The sequence below is a fragment of the Roseateles noduli genome, from assembly GCF_050626985.1.
Classification (GTDB): domain Bacteria; phylum Pseudomonadota; class Gammaproteobacteria; order Burkholderiales; family Burkholderiaceae_C; genus Roseateles; species Roseateles noduli_A.
In genome coordinates this window covers 6,152,843-6,175,701 of sequence record NZ_CP192463.1, presented here as the reverse complement: position 1 = coordinate 6,175,701, position 22,859 = coordinate 6,152,843, and the positions used below count along the sequence as shown (strand labels likewise).

The following is a 22,859-nucleotide window of genomic DNA, read 5'->3' as shown; positions in this document are numbered from 1 at the left end:
CTCGCTGATCAGGACTCGCCGATCAGGACTCGCTGTCGGCCGTGACCTGCGGCGGCTTGGCGCCGAACAGCGCCGCCACCCGCTTCTTCGGCTTGATGTTGGAGGACAGGGCGCCGCGCGGCCCATTGGCCGGGCCGTTTTCCCAGGCCGGCACATCGGTGCCCTGGGTGGCCTCGTAAGGCTTGTCGAACAGCGGGTCGTACGCCTGACGCGGCGCACGCGCCGGTGCATGCGCGTGCGAGCCATGCGATCCGTAGGCCTCGTCTCGCCGATCTTCGCGCTCGCGGCGGAAGTCGCGACGCTCCCCGCCGCCCTCGCCTTGCGGGCTTCGTTCCGTCCGCTCGCCTTGCGGCGGGCGTTCGGTGCGCTCGCCGCGCGGGGCGCGGTCACCACGCTCGCCGCGATCACCGTCGAAGCGACGGCGCTCGCCCTCGAGCTCGATCGGCTCCAGATCCAGCTTGCGCTTGATGAGCTTCTCGATCTCGCCGACCAGGCGCGCGTCGCCCTTGGTCACCAGCGTGAAGGCAAGGCCCGATGCGCCCGCGCGGCCGGTACGACCGATGCGATGCACATAGTCCTCGGCATTGAACGGGACGTCGAAGTTGAAGACGGCCGGCAGATCGGCGATGTCCAGGCCGCGGGCGGCCACATCGGTCGCGACCAGCAGGTCCACCTCGCCGCGCTTGAACGCGTCCAGCGACTTCAGGCGCTCGTCCTGCGACTTGTCACCGTGCAGGGCAGCGGTCCTCAGGCCGTCGCGCTCGAAGGAACGCGCCAGGCGCGCCGCGCCGAGCTTGGAGTTCACGAACACGATCGCCTGCCGGATCTCGCGCTGGCGCAGCAGCTGCTTGACGGCGGCGCGCTTGTCGTCGTCGTCGACGCTGAAGAAGCGCTGTTCGACGGTCGAGGCCGTCGCGTTCGGGCGGGCGACCTCCACCAGTTCCGGATCCTGCAGGTAGCTCTGCGCCAGCCGCTTGATCTCGGGCGAGAACGTTGCCGAGAACAGCAGCGTCTGCCGCGCCTTGGGCAGGTAGCTCAGGATGCGCTGCAGATCGGGCAGGAAGCCGATGTCCAGCATCCGGTCGGCCTCGTCGAGCACCACGTACTCGACGTGGTTCAGCACGGCGTTCTTGGCCTCGATGTGGTCGAGCAGGCGGCCCGGCGTGGCGATCAGGACCTCGACGCCGCCCTTCAGCTGCAGCGTCTGGGGCTTCATGTCGATGCCGCCGAAGACGCAGGCCACGCGCAGTTGCGTGTGCTTGGCGTAGGCCTTGACGTTGTTGGCGACCTGGTCGGCCAGTTCGCGGGTCGGCGCCAGCACCAGCGCGCGCACCGGGTGGCGGGCGGGCGACATCGAGGCGTTCTCGTGCTTGAGCATGCGCTGCAGCAGCGGGATCGAGAACGCGGCGGTCTTGCCGGTGCCGGTCTGCGCGGCGCCCATCACATCGCGGCCGGCGAGGACGATCGGGATCGCCTTGGCCTGGATGGGCGTCATCGTCGCGTAGCCCTGATCGGACACGGCGCGCAACAGCTTGGGGTCCAGCGGCAGCGTGTCGAAAAGAGGGTTTGGCGTCGGGGTGGTTTCTGTCATATGCGGCTGATTATCCTCCAAGCCCTTGAAAGCCCCGGGAAACCACCGATCTGCGCGCTCGGATCATTGTGGAATCACCGCGCGGAGCGATCAGTGAGCTTGCGCTGGTCGCCGCGGAAGACCATCCACTTCGGCGTCCGGAATCGTACGATGCGCCAGTACAGCGCGACGTACGCGACCCCGAACAGCACCATGCACGCGGCGATCATCGGCGTCGAATCCCAGAACAGCAGCGCCGGCGCCAGCGACGAGAGGCACAGCGTCCAGAGATAGGGCGCCGTCATCGAATTGCGGCGCGTCATCAGGCGCGCGTCGCGTGCGCCAATCGCCCAGCGCATCAGGCGGCGGTAGATCAGCGAGTGCAGGTGGATCCCGTCCGGATCGCCCGGGCTGGTGTTGCGCAGGAAGCGGCGGCGATAGATGGAGAAGACGGTCTCGAACACCGGATAGATGCACACCATCAGCGCGAACAACGGCGACACCTGCGGGTGGCGGTGGATCAGCAGGATGGCGATCTCCGCCAGATAGAAGCCCATGAAGTACGCGCCGCCGTCGCCCAGGAAGATCAGGCCGGCGGGATAGTTCCAGACAAAGAAGCCGAGGATGGCGCCGACGCCCGCGAGCGCCCAGAGCGCGAGTTCGGTGTCGCCGACCTGGTAGGCCACGTAGGCGAGGGTCAGCAGCATCAGGCTGACGCACATCGAGGACAGGCCGTTGAAACCGTCGATGATGTTGACCGAGTTGGCCACGCCGGCGACGACGAAGATGGTGATGATCACCGCGCCGACGGTGGTCCCGACGATGAAGTCGAGGCCGGGGATGTCGGTGCGCGAGATCATGGCCTGGAGCAGCCAGCAACCCAAGCCGGCGGAGATCGCGGTGGCGATCAGGCGCTCGCGCGGGGAGACCTTCTTGGTGAAGTCCTCGATCAGGCCGGCGGCGAAGGCGGGCAGGCCGCAGATCAGCAACAGCAGACCGGTCTTCGCCTGTGGATGCTTCAGCACATAGGCCAGCGCGACCATGCCGGCCAGGCCCACGAAGATCCCGAGCCCGCCGATGCGCGGCACGGGTCGGGCGTGGAACTTCTGCGGACCGGACAGGTCGTGGTCCGCGGACAGGTGGCCATGCACCGTCGACGAGTGCACCACGTAGAGCGTGATCGCCGCCGCCAGCGCGAACGGGATGAGCAAATACAACATGGGCGGCAGTGTAACGAGCGGCTTCGGGCGCAAGGCGGTTTTGGCACAACAGCGCTGCCATAGAATGCGCCGCTGGTCGCTCCGACACCCTGGTCATCAGGTCCGTCGCGGGCGACCACGTTCATCTGAGACGAGATCACGCATGGAACTACGCGCCCAACGCGCCCTTTCGCCGGTGTCGACGACTCGCGCGCGCCCTTCCTTCCACAAGTCCGCGCTGGCGGTGCTGGCGGCCTGCTTGATGGCGGCTCCGGCGTTCGCGCAGATGACGACGAGCGGCAGCCAGACCAATGCGGACCAGGGCACCGATCTGTCCGGCCCTGTCCGGCTGAACTCGACGAATCGCACCGCGCAGGACACGACTCAGCAGCAACAGCAGCAGCAGGGTCAGGCTTCGCAGAGCCGGTCGCCGAAGTATGTGCCCGGCGAGTTCGAGATCTACGTCAACAAGCTGCTGGGCATCGACCTGGCAGATCCGCAGACGCTGGAGCAGCTGCGGCGCTCCGACGCCGGGTTGGCGGACATCGGCACCGTCACGCAGTCGCAGATGGGCGGCATCGGCAAGGTCTCGACGATCTCCACCGACAGCATCGTGCGCCGGCTCGGCGCTGACCTGATGCTGGACGACCGGTCCTCTCGCGGACAGTCGTCGGAGATCGACGGCCCGCGTCAGGCGCCAGCCGACTACCTGATCGGCATCGGTGACGAGATCCAGGTCACCGCCTGGGGCTCGGTGGATGCCGACCTGCGCCTGACGGTGGACCGCGCCGGCCGCATCACCATTCCGCGCGTGGGCCCGGTGCTGGTAGCGGGCGTGCGCAACGGCGACCTGAACGAGGTCATCCGCGCCCGCATCGCGCAGGTGTTCAAGAATTTCCAGGTCAGCACGTCGCTGGGCAAGCTGCGCACGATCCGCATCTACGTCACCGGCTTCACCGCGAAGCCCGGCGCCTACTCGGTCAGCAGCCTCGCCACGATCGTCAACGGCCTGATCCGTGCCGGCGGCCCGTCGGCGGCTGGCAGCTTCCGTCAGATCGAACTGCGCCGCAACGGTCAGGTCGTCGCCAACTTCGACGCCTACGACCTGCTGCTCAAGGGCGACAAGGCCAGCGACCGCGCGCTGCAGGCCGAAGACGTGATCCACATCGGCCCGATCGGTCCGCAGGTGGCGGTGCTGGGCAGCGTGAACAAGCAGTCGATCGTCGAGCTCAAGCCGGGCGAGACGGTGGACGACGTGCTGGCGATGGCTGGCGGCTTCAGTGCCGTGGCGGACCGCTCGCGCGTGTCGATCGAGCAGTTGAGCGACCGCAACGACCGCCGCGTGCGGGAGCTGCAGTTCCCCGCGCAACTCAAGACCTCCGCCGCCAACGGCGACGTGATCCGAGTGTTCAGCAGCGTCAACACGGCGCTGCCGTTGGGCAAGCAGTTCAAGCGCGTGATCGTGGAGGGCGAGGTCGCCCGCCCCGGCGAGTACGTGCTGCCGCCGACGAGCACGCTGCAGGACGCCATCGCGGCAGCCGGCGGATTGACGTCGCAGGCTTACGTGTTTGGCACCGACTTCTCGCGCGAGAGCGTGCGCCAGTCGCAGCAGGAGAACTACGACCGCGCCCTGCGGGACCTGGAGACCGAGTTCACCAAGTACAGCAGCACGCAGCGCGCCACAACGGCCGATGAAGCCGCAGGCAATGCGCAGCGAGCCGCCGGCACCGAACGTCTCGTGGCTCGTCTGCGCGCCGTGCGCCCCACCGGCCGCGTGGTGCTGCAGCTCGAGCCCGATGCGCGGCTGCTACCCACGTTGACTGTGGAGGACGGTGACCGGCTGCTGGTTCCGGCGAGGCCCTCGACGGTGGGAGTGTTCGGAAGCGTGTTCAACGCCGGCAGCTTCCTGCTGCAGAGCAGTGCGACGGTCGACGACGTGATGAAGCTGGCCGGCGGCCCGACCCGCGGCGCGGATGCGCGCGGTGCGTTCGTGATCCGCGCCAACGGGACGGTTGTCAGCGCGCGCCAGACGAGCAGTGGCTGGTTTGGCGGCACCAGCCTGGCCAGCCTCCAGGCACTGCCCGGCGACACAGTCTTCGTGCCCGAAGAGATGAACAAGTCGACGTTCATCCAGGACGCCAAGGACTGGACGCAGATCCTGGCCAACTTCGGCCTGGGCATCGCGGCGTTGCAGACGATCAAGAACTGATGGTTGACACCATCGGAGCCATCCAGTGAGTCAAACCTCTCCTTCCTTCTCTGAGCCACGTCACGTGGATGCCACACCCGGTGGCCAGGAAATCCAACTGCGCGACCTTGTCAGCCTGTTCTCCAGCCGCTGGCGTCTCTTGGCGGGCGGGTCGATCCTGGCCGGTGCGCTCGGTTACGGCCTCAGCTTTGTAGTCGCTCCGACCTTCACCGCAAGAACACTTTTCCTCCCCCCGCAGCCTCAACAGCAGAGCGCAGCTGCCAGCGCGCTGGCCTCTCTCGGAGCACTGGCGGGCCTTGCCGGCGGAGGAACCAAAACAACAGCGGATCAGTATGTCGCGTTGATGCAGAGTGTGAATGTTGAAGATCGGATCATCGATCGATTCAAGTTGCTCGACGTTTACGAGGTCAAATTTCGAGAACTGGCTCGCAAACGGCTGGAATCCAGCGTCCGCATCACGGTTGGCAAGAAGGATGGCTTGATTGCCCTGGAAGCCGATGCTCCGAGCGCGGAGATGGCAGCGGCAATGGCCAATCAATACGTTGACGAGTTGCGGCGACTCACCGGCGAACTGGCGCTGTCGGAAGCAAAACAGCGTCGAATGTTCTTCGAGACCGAACTTGCCCGTACAAGGACCCACCTTAACGACGCTCAGTTGGCACTACAACGTAGCGGCTTCAATCCTGGAGCGCTTCGAACAGAGCCGAAGGCGGCGGCCGATGCATATGCGCGTCTGAAAGCGGAACTGACAGCCGCAGAGGTTCGCCTTCAAACGATGCGGCGGTCACTGTCCGACGGCTCATCGGAGTTGCTCCAGCAGGACGCACTCGTTGGCGCTCTTCGCGGTCAGTTGCGCCAGTTGGAAGTCAGCGGACAGGACGGGCAGAACAACGTTGACTACGTCAGTAGCTATCGCGAGTTCAAATATCAGGAAGCGTTGTTCGAACTCTTCTCGAAGCAATACGAGTTGGCACGTCTCGACGAAAGCAAGGAAGGCACGCTGATTCAAGTAGTGGATGTTGCTTCGCCTCCAGAGCGTCGCAGCAGCCCCCGACGTTCCGTCTTCACGTTGGTTGGAGCGCTGTCCACCCTGTTCTTGTTGGCCGTCGGCATCTTCGCGCGCGATCAATGGCTTCGAGCGCAAAGGGAAAGCGGCCAGGCAATCCGTCAGCAGCGAGACTAGCGGTCCGGATCGAGGTCGACAGTCTCCAGACATCTTCTGGCTCGATTCGGCATGCTAAAGTGAGGTCCGTTCACCGATTGAACAGGTGCAGGGATGGGGCATTTGCCTGACCAGAATGACAGCCGTAGCGAATTGGATTTCAGGCTACTGCGGCAATTGGAAGCACGCGACGCAGGCAACCAACGCGATCTTGCTCAACGCCTTGGCGTCAGTGTCGGCAAGGTCAATTACTGTATGAAGGCACTGGTCGGCCGCGGCTGGGTCAAGGTCAACAACTTCCGGCGCGCCGACAACAAGCTTGCCTACGCGTATCTGCTCACGCCGAGCGGCGTCCACGCAAAGATGCAGATGACCCGCGCGTTTCTGGCGCGCAAGGAGCTGGAGTTCGAGCAACTCCAACGCGAGATCGATGTGCTCCGGCATGAAGTCTCGGAAGACGGCGGCAACAAGACCGCCTGAGAAAACCATCAGGGAACTGAGATGCACGCCGTCACTATCAGCAGTGGCAAGACGTTTCATGCAAAGGCCGGCGAAGCGCTGCTCGACGCCGCACTCCGCCAGGGCGTCGTGCTCGACTACAGCTGCCGCACCGGTCGCTGCAGCTCGTGCAAGGGTCGCGTGCGCGCAGGCGACACGGTAGCGCTGCATGACGAAACCGGACTGAGCGCCGAGGACAAGGTCCAAGGCTTCATCCTGACGTGCGTGCGCGAGGCCTGCAGTCCGGTCGAACTCGAGATCGAGGACCTCGGCGACATCGTCCTGCCCGAAGCCAAGACCTTGCCCTGTCGCATCCATTCGATCGAGCGGCTGTCTCATGATGTGGTGCGCGTGACGTTGCGCCTGCCTCCGACCTCCCCGCTGGACTTCCTGCCGGGACAGTACATCGACGTCATCGGCGCCGAAGGTCTGCGCCGCAGCTATTCGGTCGCCAATGCGCCGCGTGCCGACAAGCAGATCGAACTCCACATCCGCGAGGTTCCGGACGGTGCGATGAGCCGCTACTGGTTCCAGCAAGCCAAGGTCAACGACTTGCTGCGTCTGCGCGGTCCGCTGGGCACCTTCTTCCTGCGCGGCCAAGCCGGCAAGACTCTGGTGCTGCTGGCCACGGGCACCGGCATCGCGCCCGTCAAGGCGATCCTCGAAGGCCTGGCGGCGCAGCCCGCCGAGGCGCGACCGCGCAGCGTGACCGTCTACTGGGGCGGCCGCCATCGCGAGGACCTGTACTGGCAGCCCGAGGGCTTCGACGCCCTGCCCGCCTTCCGCTTCGTGCAGGTGCTCTCACGCGCTGGCGACGACTGGACCGGTGAGCGCGGCCATGTGCAGGACGCGCTGCTGCGCGATCACGCCTATCTCGCCGACACGCTGGTCTACGCCTGCGGGTCGGACGCCATGATCCATGGCGCCCAGGCCAAGCTTCATGCCGCGGGACTGCCCGACCGCCAGTTCCACTCCGACGCCTTCGTGTGCTCGGCCGCGACCTGAGCGTCGACCCCGTTGATCCCACGATCCCTTCAGATCCCATAGGACCTTTCCATGAAAGCAGTGATCCTGGCCGGCGGCCTCGGCACCCGACTGAGCGAAGAGACCTCCACCCGTCCGAAGCCGATGGTCGAAATCGGCGGCAAGCCGATCCTGTGGCACATCCTGAAGATGTATTCGCACCACGGCGTGAACGACTTCGTGATCTGCTGCGGCTACAAGGGCTACGTGATCAAGGAGTACTTCGCCAACTACTTCCTGCACATGTCCGACGTCACCTTCGACATGCGCAGCAACCGCATGGAAGTGCATCACAAGCGCGCCGAGCCCTGGAACGTCACGCTGGTGGACACCGGCGACGAGTCCATGACCGGCGGCCGGCTGCGCCGTGTCGCGGATTACGTGCGCAATGAAGAATCCTTCTGCTTCACCTACGGCGATGGCGTGGGCGACGTGGACATCGGCGCCACCATCGACTTCCACAAGCGTCACGGCAAGGCCGCCACGCTGACCGCCACCTACCCGCCGGGCCGATTCGGCGCGCTGGACATCCAGGGCGGGCAGGTCCGCAGCTTCAAGGAGAAGCCCAAAGGCGATGGCGCCATGATCAACGGCGGGTTCTTCGTGCTGTCGCCGCGCGTGCTGGACTACGTCAAGGACGACGCCAGCGTCTGGGAGCAGGAGCCGCTGATGGGTCTCGCCGAGGACAACCAGCTGATGGCCTACGAGCATCACGGCTTCTGGCAGCCGATGGACACGCTGCGCGACAAGCACCTGCTCGAGGAGCTGTGGGCCTCGGGCAAGGCGCCGTGGAAGAAGTGGGACTGATCCGGCCATGCAGCAGACCAATCCCGAGTTCTGGCGCGGCAAGCGCGTCCTGCTGACCGGTCACACCGGCTTCAAGGGCAGCTGGCTGAGCCTGTGGCTGCAGTCGATGGGCGCGACGCTGCGCGGCCTGTCGCTGACGCCGCCCACCGAGCCGGCGCTCTTCGACGTCGCCCGCGTGGCCGAAGGCATGGAACACCGCATCGCCGACATCCGCGACTTCGCCGCGGTGAAGGCCGAGATGGACGACTTCAAGCCGGAGATCGTCATCCACATGGCGGCGCAGCCGCTGGTGCGCCTGTCCTATCACCAGCCCATCGAGACCTACGCGACCAATGTGATGGGCACGGTGCACGTGCTCGAGGCCGCGCGCCACGCCGGCTCGGTCAAGGCGATCGTCAACATCACGACGGACAAGTGCTACGAGAACCGCGAGTGGGTCTGGGGCTATCGTGAGGACGAGCCCATGGGCGGCCACGACCCCTACTCCAACAGCAAGGGCTGCGCGGAGCTGGTGAGCTCGTCCTACCGCAAGTCCTTCCTGAAGGACGCCGGCATCGCGATGGCCACGGCCCGCGCGGGCAACGTCATTGGCGGCGGCGACTGGGCGCTCGACCGCTTGATTCCCGACATCCTTCGCGCGCTCCAGGACAAGGAGCCCGTGCTGATCCGCAACCCGCATGCGATCCGTCCGTGGCAGCACGTGCTGGAGCCGCTGTCGGGCTACCTGCTGCTGGCCGAGCGCCTGTACACGCAGGGACAGGCCGATGCCGAAGGCTGGAACTTCGGTCCCCGCGACGAGGACGCCCGTCCCGTGCAATGGATCGTCGAGCACCTGTGCGAGGACTGGGGCGACGGAGCCTCCTGGACCTTGCAGCCGGGGAACCATCCCCATGAGGCCGGTTTCCTGAAGCTGGACATCTCGAAGGCGCGCCAGCGCTTGCAGTGGGCCCCGCGCTGGTCGCTCGAGACCGCGCTGACCCGCATCACCGAATGGCATCAGGCCTGGCTGTCCGGCCAGGACATGCGCGCCGTCTGCCTGAATCAAATCTCCCAATACCGATCGAACGTATGAGCACCACCACCGTCACCTTCCAGCCGCAGCTCGACAAGCTCCGCAGCCAGATCAGCGAGCTGGTCCAGCAATACGCCGACATCGCGTATGCCCCGAAACCCTTCGTCCCTGGCCAGACGCCCGTGCCCGTGTCCGGCAAGGTCATCGGCGCCGGCGAACTCAAGATGATGGTCGACGCCTCGCTGGACGGCTGGCTGACGACTGGCCGCTTCAACGCCATGTTCGAACAGCGCCTGGCGCAGTTCCTGGGCGTGAAGTACCTCATCACGGTGAACTCGGGCTCGTCGGCCAACCTGGTGGCGTTCTCGGCGCTGACCAGCCCGAAGCTGGGTGACCGTGCGATCAAGCAGGGCGATGAAGTCATCGGCGTGGCCGCGGGCTTCCCGACGACCGTCAATCCGATCGTGCAATTCGGCGCGGTGCCGGTCTTCGTCGACGTCGACCTGGCCACGCACAACATCGACGCCTCGAAAATCGAAGCGGCGATCTCGCCCAAGACCAAGGCCATCATGCTGGCCCACAGCTTGGGCAACCCGTTCAATCTCGAAGTCGTCACCGCGCTGTGCAAGAAGCACAACCTGTGGCTGGTCGAGGACTGCTGCGACGCGCTGGGCGCGACATACAACGGCCAGATGGTCGGCACCTTCGGCGACATCGGCACGCTGAGCTTCTACCCGGCGCACCACATCACAATGGGCGAAGGCGGCGCGGTGTTCACCAACAACGCCGAGCTGAAGCTGATCGCCGAGTCCTTCCGCGACTGGGGCCGCGACTGCTACTGCCCGCCCGGCAAGGACAACACCTGCGACAAGCGCTTCTGCTGGACGAAGGAACAGCTGGGCGGCGACCTGCCGGACGGCTACGACCACAAGTACACGTACAGCCACCTGGGCTACAACCTGAAGATCTCCGACATGCAGGCCGCCTGCGCGCTGGCGCAGATGGACCGGGTCGAGGAGTTCATCGCCAAGCGTCGCGCGAACTTTGCCTACCTGAAGGCCAAGCTCGCGAGCGTGGCCGACTTCCTGCACCTGCCCGAAGCGACGCCGAACTCGGAGCCGTCGTGGTTCGGCTTCCCGCTGATCGTGAAGGACAGCGCCGGCGTGAAGCGCGCCGACCTGATCAACTTCCTGGAAGAGAACAAGATCGCCACGCGACTGCTGTTCGCCGGCAACCTGACGAAGCAGCCCTACATGGCCGGTCGCAACTACCGCGTCAGCGGCGAGCTGACCAACACCGACGTGGTGATGAACCAGACCTTCTGGCTGGGCACCTTCCCGGCGCTCGGCGAGGAGCAGCTGGACTACATCGCCGGCAAGCTCGAAGAGTTCTTTGGCGTGAACTTCTGAGCGGACGACGGCGAGATGCGCATCCTCCTGACCGGACCGAGCGGATTTCTCGGCAGCGCGCTCGCCCGTCATTGGGCGGCACGCGGCCACGAGCTGTGGCTGCTCGCGCGCCCCGCATCGCGCCTGGAACGCCTGGCGGACCTGCCCGCCTCGGTGCGGGTGGTGCGCGCCGCCGCGCCTGAGGAGATCGTCGCCGCGTTCCGCGACGCGGCACCGGACGCCGTCGTGCACACGGCCTGCTCCTACGGGCGCAAGGGCGAATCGCCGCTAGATGTGCTGGACGCCAACCTGCGGTTCGGCACGCTGCTGCTGCAGGCTGCACTGGACGCCACGCCGCGGGGCGGCGGTCCGGTCGCGTTCCTCAACACCGGCACGGTGCTGGCGCCGGACGTGAGCCTGTACGCGCTGAGCAAGACGCAGTTCTCGGCCTGGGGAGCGACGCTCGCGACCGCGTCGCCTGACCGGCTGCGCTTCATCGACATCCGCCTGCAGCAGATGTACGGGCCGGGGGACGACAGCTCCAAGTTCACGACGCACGTCATCGAGTCCTGCCGCCGGAACGAGCCGCGGCTCGCGCTGACCGCGGGAGAGCAATTGCGCGACTTCATCCATATCGACGACGTGGTGCGGGCCTACGACCGGATCGTCGATCGGCAGGACGATTTCGCCGCCAGTGACGCGATCGAGGTCGGCTCGGGTGACGCGGTCACGATGCGCAGCTTCGTCGAACTGGCCAGGCGGGTGGCGGGTGCGACGACGGCCCTGGAGTTCGGCGCCGTGCCGTATCGCAGCAACGAGGCCATGCGGTGCGTGGCCGACACGACCCGGCTGCGAGGCCTGGGTTGGCAGCCCGAGGTGGCCCTGGCCGACGGTCTCAAAAGCATGATCGACGCGCCGCGCTGAGGCGCAAGCGCGACCTGCCCCTGTCTCTCGACCTTCTAGAGCAAAACCCATGAAACTCCTGATCACCGGCGGCTGCGGCTTCCTGGGCTCCAACCTGGCGACGCATGCCCTGACCCAGGGCATCGAGCTCTGCGTCTTCGACAGCCTCTACCGCCACGGCTCGCAGAACAACCTGCAATGGCTGCGCGGCCAGGGCGCGTTCGAGTTCGTGCACGGCGACATCCGCAACGCCAACGACGTGCAGCGCGTGATCGCGCGCTTCAAGCCCGATGCGGTCTTCCATCTGGCGGGCCAGGTTGCGATGACGACCTCGATCGCCGATCCGCGGATGGACTTCGAGGTCAACGCAATGGGCACGCTGAACGTGCTGGAGGCGGTGCGCACCCACGTGCCCGAAGCCGTCGTCATCTACTCCTCGACCAACAAGGTCTACGGCGACCTGGAGCAGTTCCAGTACCGCGAGACCGACACCCGCTACGCCTGCGTCGAGCAGCCGAACGGTTTCGACGAGCAGACGCCGCTGGACTTCCACTCGCCCTACGGCTGCTCCAAGGGCTCGGCGGACCAGTACCTGCGCGACTACCACCGCATCTTCGGCCTGAAGACGGTCGTGTTCCGCCATTCCTCGATGTACGGCGGCCGCCAGTTCGCGACGGCGGACCAGGGCTGGATCGGCTGGTTCTGCCAGATGGCGGCGCAGACGCGCGCCGGCACGCTGAAGGCGCCCTTCACCATCTCCGGCAACGGCAAGCAGGTCCGCGACGTGCTGCACGCCGAGGACATGATCTCGCTGTACTTCTCGACCCTGCAGCATGCGGACGCAGCGGCTGGACAGGCCTTCAACATCGGCGGCGGCATCGCCAACAGCCTGTCGCTGCTGGAGTTGTTCGGGCTTCTGGAAGCCGAGATCGGTCAGCCGCTGCAGTACACGAAGCTGCCCCCGCGCGAGAGCGACCAGCGCGTGTTCGTCGCGGACATCGGGAAGATGGAGCGGCTGACCGGGTGGAAGCCGCAGGTCAGCGCACAGCAAGGCGTCTCGCGCATGCTGGCCTGGACATCCAGCATGCTCGCCGAGCGCTGATGAAGTCCACGACTGCGGTGCTGGCCGGATGGTCCGCGCGCGTGGTGGTGGTCGCGTGTTCCTTGGTGAATACGCGCCTGCTGCTGAACATGCTGGACGTGCCCGCCTACGCCGTCTATGCCATCGTGCTGTCCCTGGGCCCCTGGTTTAACCTGCTGGCACTGGGGGTGCCCAATACCGCTCAGAACGCGATCGCACGTCATCGGGCCGAGGGTACGGACCACCGGAGGCTTCAGCACACCGTGGTGAATACTGCCGCGGCGGCGGCGGCGCTGGCTCTGGTCCTTTGCTGGCCGATCGGTTGGGTCGTCCAGCACACGGTGCTGTCCGGCCAGGACGGGATGCCCACTTCCGCCGTGGCGCTGATGTGTTTCGGCCTGTGCCTGACGGCGCTCACGCCGGTCTTCAACCAGGTCCTGTTCGGGCTGCATCGCGGCCTGTGGCCGAACGTGATGCCGGGTCTGCAGAGTCTCACCACGACCGCGCTACTGCTGACGATGTCGAGCCTGGGCCTGAACGGCATCGACTGGGCGGTCGCGACATTCGCCGGCCCTGCCCTGCTCGTCTTCGTCGTCCTTGCGAAGGTAGCCGGCGCCGCACCCCGTCACGGGATCGATTGGCGCCAGCTGAAGCAGGTCATGGTGGAAGGACGCCACTTCCTGCTGTTCGGTCTGCTGTCGACCGGCGCCCTGTCCGCCGACTACATCGTCATGGCCCGCACGCTGGCCAGTCCGGCCATCGTCGAATACAACCTGGCCAGCAAGGTATTCACGGTGTTGCTCACCATCCATGCCGTCGTCCTGTCGACATCCTGGTCCAGCCTGTCCGATCTGCATTACCGAGGCCATACGGAACAGCTGCGGCGCCGCGTGCGATCGCTCTTGCTCGTGGGCGTCCTCGTGGTCCTGCCCGCTGCCCTGCTGGTGGTCGCGCTCCAGGCCGATGTGTTCCGTCTGATCGGCGGTGCGCGCACGGTCACGGTCTCGATGGCGCTGTTGGCGCTATGGCCCGTCTACCTCCTGATCCGCGTCTGGTGCGACACCTTCGCACTCGCACACATGAGCGCCGGTCGCGTGGGCACCATGAACGCGTATGTGGCCGGCCAGACCGCGGTGAGCGTCGCAGGCCAGATTTGGCTGGGCAACCGGTACGGTCCCGCAGGTATCCTCGCGGGCATCTCGCTCTCTTTCCTGGTGACTGCGGCGTGGATCCTTCCTGTCCGCTTCGTGCATCTCACACGTGCCAACGGGTCCTGACCTTTCTCACGCTGCCATGGTTCCACTCATCTCCATCGCGATCCCGACCTACAACCGCGCCTCGATCCTTGCCGAGACGCTGAGCGCCTTGGCAACTCATCCGGAGTTGATGGGCGACGACGTCGAGCTGGTCATCAGCGACAACGCCTCGACCGACACGACGGCCGAGGTCGTCCGGGACTTCACCGCACGGACGGGCAAGGCGGTGCGTTTCAGCCGCAATGATCGCAACCTCGGCATCGACGGCAATATCCATGCGGTGTCCCACCTCGCAACGGGACGCTATCTGCTATTGATGTCGGACGATGACTTCCTGAGGCCAGGCGCGCTCACCCACTTGGCGGCACTGGTCGCCCAGCATCCGGACCTGCTGTTCTGCTTCGCCAACGGCGGCTCATTCAACGGCCGGTACGACCCCGCCGCGGCATTGCCGTCTCTGATTCCGATCCGGGACACGCTGGTGACGCAGGACCCCGACGCCGTGCTCCAGACGATCTGGATCTGGGCCACCTTCATCTCCGCGTTCTTCGTGGACCGGCAGGCCTGGATCGGAGTGCCGGACCAACAGCGCTTCATCGGCAGCGACATCTACCTGACGCACGTGCTGTACCGTGCCCTGGCCGGCAACCGGGGACGGACCTGCGTGGTGACCGCCGACCAGCTGACGGCAGCCCGCATGGAGTACACCGGCAGCTTCCGGATCTTCCATGCCTTCGGCAACAGCTTTCTGGGGCTGGTGTGCAAGGAAGCGCCGCGCCTGGGCTTGGGCAAGACCGCGATGCGCGCGGTCAAGCTGGCGACGATCCGTCGGGGCCTGCCGCCGATGGTGCTGATGGTGCGGCGCGGCCTGAAGCCGAGACGGCTGACGTGGCTCGAGTGGCGCCTCCTGTTCCGCCATACCTGGTGGGAACCGTCGGCCTGGGCGTTTCTGTTGCCGATCTGTCTGCTACCGCAATCGGGCATCGAGGCGCTGATGCGCCTCAAGCGTCGGATCGTCAAACGCTCCCTGTTCGCGTGATCACATGAGGTCGCCGATGGTCATGATCCTGGATCTGAGTGCCCGACTGGCGGGGGCCGCGTCCTACCGCTGGCGCCGGCTGAGGAGCGTGCTCATCGCTCGCCGTTTCGGCCACGCGCCGGGTCACGTCTATCTGGGCAAGGATTGCGTGATCCTGGGTCACCGCCACATCCACCTGCAGGGCCGGCTCGTTGCGCTGGCGCGCAATCGCATCGAGGCCATCGACCGCCACGGCGAACACCGCTTCACGCCCCGGCTGCAGATCGGGGACGGCGTCTCCATGGAGTACGACTGCCACATAGGTTGCGTCAACGAGGTGCGGATCGGCGCACGGGTCCTGATGGCCAGCCGGGTCTACATCTCCGATCACGCGCACGGCGGCACCGCCGCGGAGGACCTCCTGGTGCCCCCGAATGCGCGTCCGGTGGTCTCCAAGGGGCCGGTGATCATCGAAGACGACGTATGGCTCGGTGAAGGCGTCGCCGTGATGCCCGGCGTGCGCATCGGACGCTCGTCGATCATCGGCGCGAACGCGGTGGTCACCCGGGACATACCGCCCTTCAGCGTCGCCGTGGGCGCGCCGGCTCGGGTCATCAAGACCCATGCGGCGGCATCGTCCGACCTTTCTCCGAACAGCATCCTGGGAGCGCAGAACGTCTCCCCGGGCACCCGCATCAACGCCGTTTCCGAGTCATGAGCACTACCGTCTTCACCATCGTCTCCCGCAACTACTTCGCCTATGCACGCACACTGGGCGACAGTCTGCGACAGTCCAATCCGGGGGTCGAATTCAATGTGCTGATCGTCGACCGGAAGGATCCGGCGTTCGAGGCCCGTCATCCCGACTGGCGCGTGACATGGGTCGAAGATCTCGGCGTCCCCGACTTCGAGCAGGTGGCGTTCAAGTACGACATCCTCGAGCTGAACACCAACGTCAAGCCGACGTTTGCCAAGCATCTGCTGAAGCGGCACGACAAGGTCATCTACCTCGATCCCGATATCTTCGTCTACAGCAGCCTGCAACCGATCGTCGACCTCCTGGATCGCCATGCCGTGGTGTTGACGCCCCACATCACGGAGCCGATCGACGACGGCAAACTTCCGGGGGAGCCGGAGTTCCTCACCTCCGGCATCTACAACCTGGGTTTCGGCGCATTCAACGCCGGTGCGGAAAGCCTGAAGGTGCTGTCGTGGTGGGAGCAGCGCTGCCTGCACCAGGCCTACAACGAGCAGAGCCAGGGCTTCTTCGTGGACCAGAAGTGGATGGACTTCGTGCCCAGCCTCTGCGCCTCGGCGTTCGTCCTGCGAGATCCTCAGTACAACACCGCCTACTGGAATCTCCATGAGCGCCAGGTCGTGTGGGTCGATGGCAAGGCGACCATCGCCGGCAAGCCGCTGGTCTTCTTCCATTTCAGCGGCTTGCCGCCGTTGGGTGACGACCGCGTCTCGAAGTACCAGACGCGTTACCGGCTGACCGAGCGGCCCGACGTTGCCCCGCTCTTCACCGCCTATCGCGACCATCTCGGCGGCAACGGTCATGCGGACTACCTGAAGCTCCCCTACGGATTTGGCACCTTCAGCAATGGCACCCCAATCTCGTCGGTTGCCCGCCGAGTGGCCGCAGGATCAGTCGAACTTTCCGCTTCCCCGAAGCCATTCGAATCGGGCAGTGCGATTCAGCGCCTGCTCCAAGCCTCTCACCTGTTGAACAATGCGCCGTCGTCAAAGTCAGGCTCCGGGAATGGCGCTGCGGTCCAAGCGTCAGGTGAAGAGGCCCGATTGCAGCGCATCACCGCCATCGTGTTCCGCGGCCTGCTTCGAATCTTCGGACCAAGCCGCTATGAACGACTGATGCGCTACGTGGCCAGATCCGCCAATCTGCGCGGTCAGAGTTTCCTGCTCCGGCGCGACCGCTGACAATCCCCGAGAGGGCGCATGGAACCCTATCTCTTCATCTTCCTGGTCACCGCGGTCCTCGTGCCGTCGGACAGGATGAACTTCACGCCGCAGGCGCGCCTGGCCAGCCTGAGCGTGCCATTCGTGCTGCTTCTGTTGCTGACCGGAACACGCGTCTCAACGGGCAACGACTGGCGTCCTTATTACGATTATTTCGCCAATCTTTCCTCGCTCAGTGACAAGGCCGACGATTTCGAGATCGGCTATCGCCTGTTCGCCTATGTTGCAAAGGCGGCTGGGCTGAACAACGAGAGCTTTCTCCTGCTGTCCTCGTTTCTTTATCTGGGCGCCTTCTTCCTCGTCTTTCGCAAACAGCGCGGCGCAGTCGCTCTGGTACTGCTGTTTTACTGCACCTATCTACTCGGATGGATGGGGACGGCACGACAGGTGATCGCGATCGGACTGACCGTGCTGGCCGGCCAGTCCTTGCTTGACGGGCACCGACTCCGGTTCTTTGTCCTGGTCCTGCTGGCCGGCACCTTCCACCAGACGGCTGTGATTTTCCTGCTGGCGTGGTACCTCGTGAGACCAGTGCCACGGCTGTGGACGACGCTGGCGATCGTCGCGACATGCGTCGCAATCGGTCAAACGGGCAAGATCTTGCTCCCGGTGGCGCTGGATCGATTCACTGGCGTTGAAGGCCTCGGCGACAAGCTACTTTTCTATGGCGACCTGGGTAGCGAAGAACTCGGTCAAGCCTCGGGCGCATTGCTGGGCGTGCTCTGGTATGTGAAGCGCCTCGTGTTCCTCGGCTTCTTTCTCGCGCTCCGAAATCACTTCAACACGCGCGCGCTCGCTTTCTACTTCAACGCCTACCTGCTTTCGGTGGCCTTGTTCCTGATGGTGGATCCCACATTGCCGATCCTCGCCACGCGTGGCGCGAACTACTTTTCCGTGTACGAGCTCTTCTTGCTGGCGTCCTTGGTGGCGACTCGCGCCCGGCTGTCGGTACTCGTGATCCCGATGATCATCCTGCTGTCTGGACAGCGTCTCTACACATCGCTCTACGCGTACCACCCCGACCTGTATTTGCCCTACAAGGGTCTCTTTATCAATGAAGACTTCCGCCGTGAGGTGTATTGAGTGGGTCTGAAAATAGGCATTGACGCCACGGCGCTCGTCGCCAAGCCGACCGGCGTCGGCAATTACATCCGGGCGCTTCTGGAACCGATGGTCGATGCGCATCCCGAGGCAGAGTTCATCCTCTTCAGCAATGAGGAGGTGGCCTTTCCCTCCCGCCCGAACGTCCGTACACGCGTCTCGCAGCCCAAGCGCCGCGGCCCGTATTGGCAGAACACGCAGTTGCGCCTCATGCTCTCCGAAGAACGTCCCCACACCTACTGGGCCACCAACGGCCTGTTGCCGCTGCTGCGCCCCCGCGGCATGGGCACGGTGCTGACGGTGCACGACCTCGTCTACAAGTTCGCGCCCGAGACCTTGCCGACGGTCAGCCTGTGGGGCCGACGTCTGGGTCAGCAAGCCGCCGTGCGCGCGGCCGATCGCGTCGTCGTGGTATCGAACGCAACGGGCGTCGATGCGGCGCTGGCCTATCGACGCACTCCCGATGCGGTAATACCTCCGCTGGCGGATCCGATCTTCGAGCGGCCGACGCGGGCCGTCATCGAGCAGGTCCGACATCGCCTGGGGCTGTCCTCCCCCTACCTGCTCACGCTCGGGACCCTGGAGCCACGCAAGAACCTGGTCCGTCTGCTCGACGCCTACCTGCGCCGTCGCCGGGCCGGCGTTCCGCTCCCCACGCTGGCGCTCGCCGGCGGGAAAGGCTGGCTCGACGACGACATCGGTCGCCTGCTGGCACAAGGCGAGGCATCCGGCCACGTGAAGCGGCTCGGTTACGTGGCGCTGGAGGACCTGCCCGCCTTGTACGCCGGCTGCGACGCCTTCGTGATGCCCTCGATCTACGAGGGCTTCGGCATGCCGCTACTAGAGGCGCAACTCTGTGGCGCCGCCGTGATACACGGCCCTCACATTTCCATGCGCGAGGCTGCCGGCGAACTCGGTGCGATCACGCCCGTCGATACCGCCGGCATCGAAGGGATGCTGGACCAGTTGGCCGCAGGCGAGCTGGCGGTGAACTGCCGCCTGCCAGGCGACATCGTCAACGATGCCACCGTCGCGGCCGACCGCCTCTGGCACCTGCTGATGGAGACCTGCGGCGGAGCCACACGCCCATGAAGTCTCTGCTGATCCTGACGCCCCGCTTCCCCTATCCGGTGATCGGAGGCGACCGCCTGCGCATCTATCAGCTCTGCCGCGCGCTCGCCGGCCGCTATCGGCTGACCCTGCTCAGCTTGTGCGATAGCCCGGAAGAAATGGCAATGGCGCTGCCCGACGACGGCGTATTCCATCGCGTCGAACGCGTCTTTCTCCCGAAATGGCGATCCTGGCTGAACACGACGCTCGCCTTGCCGTCGCGGACCCCATTGCAGGTCGCGTACTACCGCCATGCCGGATTCCGGCGCCGGGCCCTGGCGCTGATGGCGGAACACGACGGCACGCTCGCGCATCTGATCCGCGTCGGCGACGTCATCAAGGACGCGCCCGGCGTGAAGTTCCTGGAGATGACCGACGCGATCTCCCTGAACTACGAGCGCATCCGCTCGACACGAGGCTCGAAGAGCGACCTGCGCGCCAGGATCTATTCTCTCGAGGTGGACCGCTTGCGGACCTATGAGGAAGCGATCGTCGACCGCTTCGACCACAGCTTCCTGGTGTCCGACATCGACCGCCGGCATCTCTTCGCGGACCAGCCCGGAAAGCTGTCGCGCGTCAGCGTGTTCTCGAACGGCGTGGCACTCGACGCCATGCCTTACCAGTTCGATGCCCGCGGACGTGACATCGTCTTCATCGGAAACATGTTCAGCCTGCAGAACTTCGACGCTGCCCTGTACATGGCGGCCGACGTGTTGCCGCTGGTTCGGAAGGTCCGGCCCGAGGCGCGCCTGCGACTGATCGGTCGCATCCAGCCGGATCAGGCGGCGCAGCTGAACGCCTTCGAGGGCGTCGACGTGACCGGCGAGGTGCCCGACGTGGTGGTGGCCGCGCGAGGCGGAGCGGTCGGCGTCTGTCCGCTGCGCTTGGGCGCGGGCGTGCAGAACAAGGTGCTGGAGTACATGGCGCTGGGCCTGCCGACCGTCTCGACGACGATGGGACTGGAAGGCTTCCATGCGTCACATGGCCGGGACCTGCTCGTCGCCGACGGCACCGAGAGCCTGGCCGCCGCCGTGGTCCGCCTGCTCGACGATCGCGCGTTGGCGGAAGCGATGGCACGGTCGGCGCGCCACTACGTCGAATCGACGCATTCCTGGTCCGCCATGCTGGCGCCGATGATGCAGCTCATCGACGCGCGGCTCGACGCAGGCCCGACGTCCGGCCAGGAAAGCGTGACTGCCTGACAGTCAAGGCGCCTTGGGCGCCAGGATCCAGGACGGGACCTCGATGTCCTCGAACGCCTGCCGCGCCGCACGGACGCGGAACGGCGGCGCGTGATCGCCTGACACCACGAACAGGGACTCGGGATGGGCCTGCATCTGCCGGCCGACCTCTTGCAGCGTGTGGCCCAGCGCGGCGGTCAGCTGGCAGACGCTGTCGGTCACACCTGCCGCGGCGCATAGCGGCGCGAGCTCGGTGGGGATCGCCGTCTCCTGCAGGGGGAGATGGGTGTTCAGCGTCACCACGTAGACGAAGGTGGATGGCTTCAGGCGAGTCCCCGCAGCCTCGAGCACCGCCCCGTCGCAGTGTCCGCGGAACGCGGCGCCACACTGCGGCAGACCCGCCTTGGCCAATTGCTCTGCGAAAAGGCTCTCATCGAATCCGATGGCCGGCCACCACATGCGCCTGTCAAACATGTTCCCGGTGAAGCCATGCATGCCGATGCTGTGCCAGCCCATGCCCGACAGACGCATCGGGAGGCAGCCCTCGGCATGGCTGTCGTCCAGCAGTTGGTAGCTACCCGTGAGCAGGCAGAGCGTGCGCAACTCGCCGTAGGTCGTGGGACCGATGAACTGGACGGGGGCGCGCCGGATCTCGCGCGAGGCGGCATGTCCGGTCAGCCGGCTGTCCAGCCATTGGCGCAGTGCCGGATCCCGCAGGACGCCGAGCGACTCGACGAGAACCAGCATGGTGCTGCCGTCCGGATGGGCGCGGGCCCAGTCCTCGAGCGCGCGATGCAGCGCGACGGCGGCCGGCGTGGCCAGAGGCATTAGCGGCTGCGTTTCCTTCTTGATCGCCAGGACCACGGTCGGACTGCCGGCCAGATTGGCTCGGATCAATCTCACATCGCGGTTCGACAGCAACGACGACCCATTGAGGACGTCCAGCAACAGCAGTCCCACCAATGCGCCGCCGAATCCGATCCAGCGCACGGGTTCCCTCAACAGCCGCGTCAGGGCCAGGAAGGCGACCACGAAGCCGGCAGCCATGACGGCATCCCACAGCGAGAACAGCTCCTTGATGTCGAGCGCCTGTCCGAAGCGGGCCGAAGCCAGGAAGGCCGCCGGAGAACGGAAGTGATAGTTCAACGACAGAGACACCATCACGTCCAGCAGCCAGACCAGGACCAGCAGTACGGCGCCTGCGCGCCGATATCGGCAGGCAATGGCCAGCGCGACGAAGGCATCGAGGTTGAAGATGGGCCGGCTGACCTGATCCAGCATGCCCATCGCCCAAAGCGGCAGATGGAACAACACGACGGCAGCGACGACGCGCAGAACGTCTGCGGCGATGGGGCGCCGCACGGAGGGAACGGTGGTAAGACTCATGAATCTAACGGGGCGCCACGGGGATCTGCCGACCGCTTGTCGCTCGTGCCGCGGACGGCTTGCCATTCCAAGCCGATCATCGACATCAGACCGCAGAGGATGGCAAACCAGAGCGTGGACAGCCTGATGCCGACCGCCGCGAGCACGCCGACGGCGACATCGACGCGGGCCAGCGCCAACAGGGCCGCAATGGTAGCTTCTGTGGAGCCGATGCCTCCGGGCAGCATGGAAGCTGCGCCTGCGAGCATCGACAGCGGGTAGATCGCCAGGGCCTCGGCATCCGGCACGGTCGTGACCCCGAGAGCGCCGATCAAGTGTCGAAAGCCTGCGGCCACCAGACCCCAGGCGATCAGACCCAGCGCTGCGCTCACCGCGAGATCCAGCGGTCTGAACCAGACACGCCCACCCGCAAGCCCGTCCCTCAGCACCCCGGTCCAGCGGGCGGGTGCTGGTAGCGACCGTCGGCGCAGCAGATCCGAGACCATCGTCAGGATCTCCGGACGCCAGGCCAGCAGGACGACGAGCGCCAGGCAGATCAGCACGAAGGCGAACGACACCGCGAGCACGCGGGCATCCTGGATCGCCAGCATGGCGAGCGCGAGGACAACCAGCAGGTCCATCGCGCGCTCGAAGACGAACGCCGCGACCACCCGCCAGGCGGGTATGCCGAAGCGTTGGAAGTAGCGCACGCGGATCAGTTCGCCGACCTTGCCAGGCGTGGCCGTGAACGCAAATCCGGTCAGGTAGGCGAAGAAGCCCGCCACGACGGGCACGGCATCACCGGCGCGACGCAGCAGCCACCACCACCGCAGATAACGCGCGAGATAGCTGCCCATGGAGGCCGCCAGCAGCGCGGGCAACACGCCGGTCAACGCTGCGAGCCCGTCGAATACCTGTCGCCGGCTGTCAGCCCACACCAGCACCGCCACATAGGCGGCCGTGAGCAAGAAGAAGCCCACCAGGGCGCCTCGGATCCGC

At 65.7% G+C, this 22,859-nt stretch carries 19 protein-coding genes and 1 pseudogene; 16 read left to right on the top strand and 4 right to left on the bottom strand.

Going from position 1 to position 22,859, the window contains the following annotated elements; all coding sequences use genetic code 11:
• Positions 1–22 precede the first annotated feature (22 nt).
• Both ACQ4L4_RS26920 and ACQ4L4_RS26915 read right to left on the bottom strand, forming a co-directional pair.
• Complete coding sequence (locus ACQ4L4_RS26920) at positions 23–1,591, bottom strand: DEAD/DEAH box helicase (RefSeq protein ID WP_431101858.1); 1,569 nt, start codon at positions 1,589–1,591, stop codon at positions 23–25.
• 74 nt (positions 1,592–1,665) lie between these two features.
• On the bottom strand, positions 1,666–2,790 hold the full coding sequence (locus ACQ4L4_RS26915; protein WP_431101857.1) for an MraY family glycosyltransferase: 1,125 nt from the start codon (positions 2,788–2,790) through the stop codon (positions 1,666–1,668).
• Positions 2,791–2,932: 142 nt separating this feature from the next.
• On the opposite strand from ACQ4L4_RS26915, the gene ACQ4L4_RS26910 reads away from it, so the two are divergent.
• The 16 genes and pseudogenes from ACQ4L4_RS26910 to ACQ4L4_RS26835 all read left to right on the top strand — a co-directional run bounded on the left by ACQ4L4_RS26910 (position 2,933) and on the right by ACQ4L4_RS26835 (position 20,516).
• On the top strand, positions 2,933–4,978 hold the full coding sequence (locus ACQ4L4_RS26910; RefSeq protein ID WP_431101856.1) for an SLBB domain-containing protein: 2,046 nt from the start codon (positions 2,933–2,935) through the stop codon (positions 4,976–4,978).
• A 64-nt stretch (positions 4,979–5,042) separates the two neighbouring features.
• Positions 5,043–6,161 (top strand): Wzz/FepE/Etk N-terminal domain-containing protein, encoded by a 1,119-nt coding sequence (locus ACQ4L4_RS26905; RefSeq protein ID WP_431101855.1) that lies wholly within the window; start codon positions 5,043–5,045, stop codon positions 6,159–6,161.
• Positions 6,162–6,263: 102 nt separating this feature from the next.
• Positions 6,264–6,620, top strand: coding sequence for a MarR family EPS-associated transcriptional regulator (locus ACQ4L4_RS26900; RefSeq protein WP_431101854.1), 357 nt, complete (start codon positions 6,264–6,266; stop codon positions 6,618–6,620).
• Positions 6,621–6,641: 21 nt separating this feature from the next.
• Positions 6,642–7,643 (top strand): FAD-binding oxidoreductase, encoded by a 1,002-nt coding sequence (locus ACQ4L4_RS26895; protein ID WP_431101853.1) that lies wholly within the window; start codon positions 6,642–6,644, stop codon positions 7,641–7,643.
• 51 nt (positions 7,644–7,694) lie between these two features.
• The gene (gene rfbF / locus ACQ4L4_RS26890) at positions 7,695–8,468 is read left to right on the top strand and encodes a glucose-1-phosphate cytidylyltransferase (protein ID WP_431101852.1); all 774 of its coding nucleotides are present in this window, start codon (positions 7,695–7,697) and stop codon (positions 8,466–8,468) included.
• A gap of 7 nt (positions 8,469–8,475) precedes the next feature.
• A complete protein-coding gene (gene rfbG, locus ACQ4L4_RS26885) occupies positions 8,476–9,540 on the top strand; it encodes a CDP-glucose 4,6-dehydratase (protein WP_431101851.1) in 1,065 nt (354 codons plus the stop codon).
• Complete coding sequence (gene rfbH / locus ACQ4L4_RS26880) at positions 9,537–10,889, top strand: lipopolysaccharide biosynthesis protein RfbH (RefSeq protein ID WP_431101850.1); 1,353 nt, start codon at positions 9,537–9,539, stop codon at positions 10,887–10,889. Before rfbG ends, rfbH begins: the two co-directional genes overlap by 4 nt.
• Before the next feature lie 15 nt (positions 10,890–10,904).
• Positions 10,905–11,792: an NAD-dependent epimerase/dehydratase family protein gene (locus ACQ4L4_RS26875; protein ID WP_431101849.1), complete on the top strand. Its 888-nt coding sequence runs from the start codon at positions 10,905–10,907 to the stop codon at positions 11,790–11,792.
• A gap of 49 nt (positions 11,793–11,841) precedes the next feature.
• Complete coding sequence (locus ACQ4L4_RS26870; protein ID WP_431101848.1) at positions 11,842–12,873, top strand: GDP-mannose 4,6-dehydratase; 1,032 nt, start codon at positions 11,842–11,844, stop codon at positions 12,871–12,873.
• Positions 12,873–14,129: an oligosaccharide flippase family protein gene (locus tag ACQ4L4_RS26865; protein WP_431101847.1), complete on the top strand. Its 1,257-nt coding sequence runs from the start codon at positions 12,873–12,875 to the stop codon at positions 14,127–14,129. Before ACQ4L4_RS26870 ends, ACQ4L4_RS26865 begins: the two co-directional genes overlap by 1 nt.
• 16 nt (positions 14,130–14,145) lie before the next feature.
• Positions 14,146–15,147 (top strand): glycosyltransferase family 2 protein, encoded by a 1,002-nt coding sequence (locus tag ACQ4L4_RS26860; RefSeq protein ID WP_431101846.1) that lies wholly within the window; start codon positions 14,146–14,148, stop codon positions 15,145–15,147.
• Positions 15,148–15,163: 16 nt separating this feature from the next.
• Positions 15,164–15,745 (top strand): annotated as a pseudogene (locus ACQ4L4_RS26855) (acyltransferase); the annotation flags it as partial.
• Between the two features lie 95 nt (positions 15,746–15,840).
• Positions 15,841–17,064 (top strand): hypothetical protein, encoded by a 1,224-nt coding sequence (locus ACQ4L4_RS26850; protein WP_431101845.1) that lies wholly within the window; start codon positions 15,841–15,843, stop codon positions 17,062–17,064.
• A gap of 18 nt (positions 17,065–17,082) precedes the next feature.
• Positions 17,083–18,186 (top strand): EpsG family protein, encoded by a 1,104-nt coding sequence (locus ACQ4L4_RS26845; RefSeq protein WP_431101844.1) that lies wholly within the window; start codon positions 17,083–17,085, stop codon positions 18,184–18,186.
• Complete coding sequence (locus ACQ4L4_RS26840; RefSeq protein ID WP_431101843.1) at positions 18,187–19,296, top strand: glycosyltransferase family 4 protein; 1,110 nt, start codon at positions 18,187–18,189, stop codon at positions 19,294–19,296. It abuts the gene before it with no gap.
• Positions 19,293–20,516 (top strand): glycosyltransferase family 4 protein, encoded by a 1,224-nt coding sequence (locus ACQ4L4_RS26835; RefSeq protein ID WP_431101842.1) that lies wholly within the window; start codon positions 19,293–19,295, stop codon positions 20,514–20,516. Before ACQ4L4_RS26840 ends, ACQ4L4_RS26835 begins: the two co-directional genes overlap by 4 nt.
• 3 nt (positions 20,517–20,519) lie before the next feature.
• Here ACQ4L4_RS26835 and ACQ4L4_RS26830 read toward each other — a convergent pair whose 3' ends face one another.
• Positions 20,520–21,881 carry a hypothetical protein gene (locus tag ACQ4L4_RS26830; RefSeq protein ID WP_431101841.1) on the bottom strand — a complete coding sequence of 454 codons (1,362 nt, stop codon included), beginning with the start codon at positions 21,879–21,881 and terminating at the stop codon, positions 20,520–20,522.
• Positions 21,878–22,840 carry a lysylphosphatidylglycerol synthase transmembrane domain-containing protein gene (locus ACQ4L4_RS26825; RefSeq protein ID WP_431101840.1) on the bottom strand — a complete coding sequence of 321 codons (963 nt, stop codon included), beginning with the start codon at positions 22,838–22,840 and terminating at the stop codon, positions 21,878–21,880. The genes ACQ4L4_RS26830 and ACQ4L4_RS26825 overlap by 4 nt, the downstream gene beginning before the upstream one ends.
• Positions 22,841–22,859 lie beyond the last annotated feature (19 nt).

Bases quoted from the DNA above. Each gene is read 5' to 3' on its own strand.
- ACQ4L4_RS26865 (WP_431101847.1), top strand. From the start codon at position 12,873: ATGAAGTCCACGACTGCGGTGCTGGCCGGATGGTCCGCGCGCGTGGTG.
- rfbG (WP_431101851.1), top strand. From the start codon at position 8,476: ATGCAGCAGACCAATCCCGAGTTCTGGCGCGGCAAGCGCGTCCTGCTG.
- rfbH (WP_431101850.1), top strand. From the start codon at position 9,537: ATGAGCACCACCACCGTCACCTTCCAGCCGCAGCTCGACAAGCTCCGC.
- ACQ4L4_RS26915 (WP_431101857.1), bottom strand. From the start codon at position 2,790: ATGTTGTATTTGCTCATCCCGTTCGCGCTGGCGGCGGCGATCACGCTC.
- ACQ4L4_RS26835 (WP_431101842.1), top strand. From the start codon at position 19,293: ATGAAGTCTCTGCTGATCCTGACGCCCCGCTTCCCCTATCCGGTGATC.
- ACQ4L4_RS26860 (WP_431101846.1), top strand. From the start codon at position 14,146: ATGGTTCCACTCATCTCCATCGCGATCCCGACCTACAACCGCGCCTCG.
- ACQ4L4_RS26870 (WP_431101848.1), top strand. From the start codon at position 11,842: ATGAAACTCCTGATCACCGGCGGCTGCGGCTTCCTGGGCTCCAACCTG.
- ACQ4L4_RS26910 (WP_431101856.1), top strand. From the start codon at position 2,933: ATGGAACTACGCGCCCAACGCGCCCTTTCGCCGGTGTCGACGACTCGC.
- ACQ4L4_RS26920 (WP_431101858.1), bottom strand. From the start codon at position 1,591: ATGACAGAAACCACCCCGACGCCAAACCCTCTTTTCGACACGCTGCCG.
- ACQ4L4_RS26895 (WP_431101853.1), top strand. From the start codon at position 6,642: ATGCACGCCGTCACTATCAGCAGTGGCAAGACGTTTCATGCAAAGGCC.
- ACQ4L4_RS26830 (WP_431101841.1), bottom strand. From the start codon at position 21,881: ATGAGTCTTACCACCGTTCCCTCCGTGCGGCGCCCCATCGCCGCAGAC.
- ACQ4L4_RS26875 (WP_431101849.1), top strand. From the start codon at position 10,905: ATGCGCATCCTCCTGACCGGACCGAGCGGATTTCTCGGCAGCGCGCTC.
- rfbF (WP_431101852.1), top strand. From the start codon at position 7,695: ATGAAAGCAGTGATCCTGGCCGGCGGCCTCGGCACCCGACTGAGCGAA.
- ACQ4L4_RS26850 (WP_431101845.1), top strand. From the start codon at position 15,841: ATGAGCACTACCGTCTTCACCATCGTCTCCCGCAACTACTTCGCCTAT.
- ACQ4L4_RS26845 (WP_431101844.1), top strand. From the start codon at position 17,083: ATGGAACCCTATCTCTTCATCTTCCTGGTCACCGCGGTCCTCGTGCCG.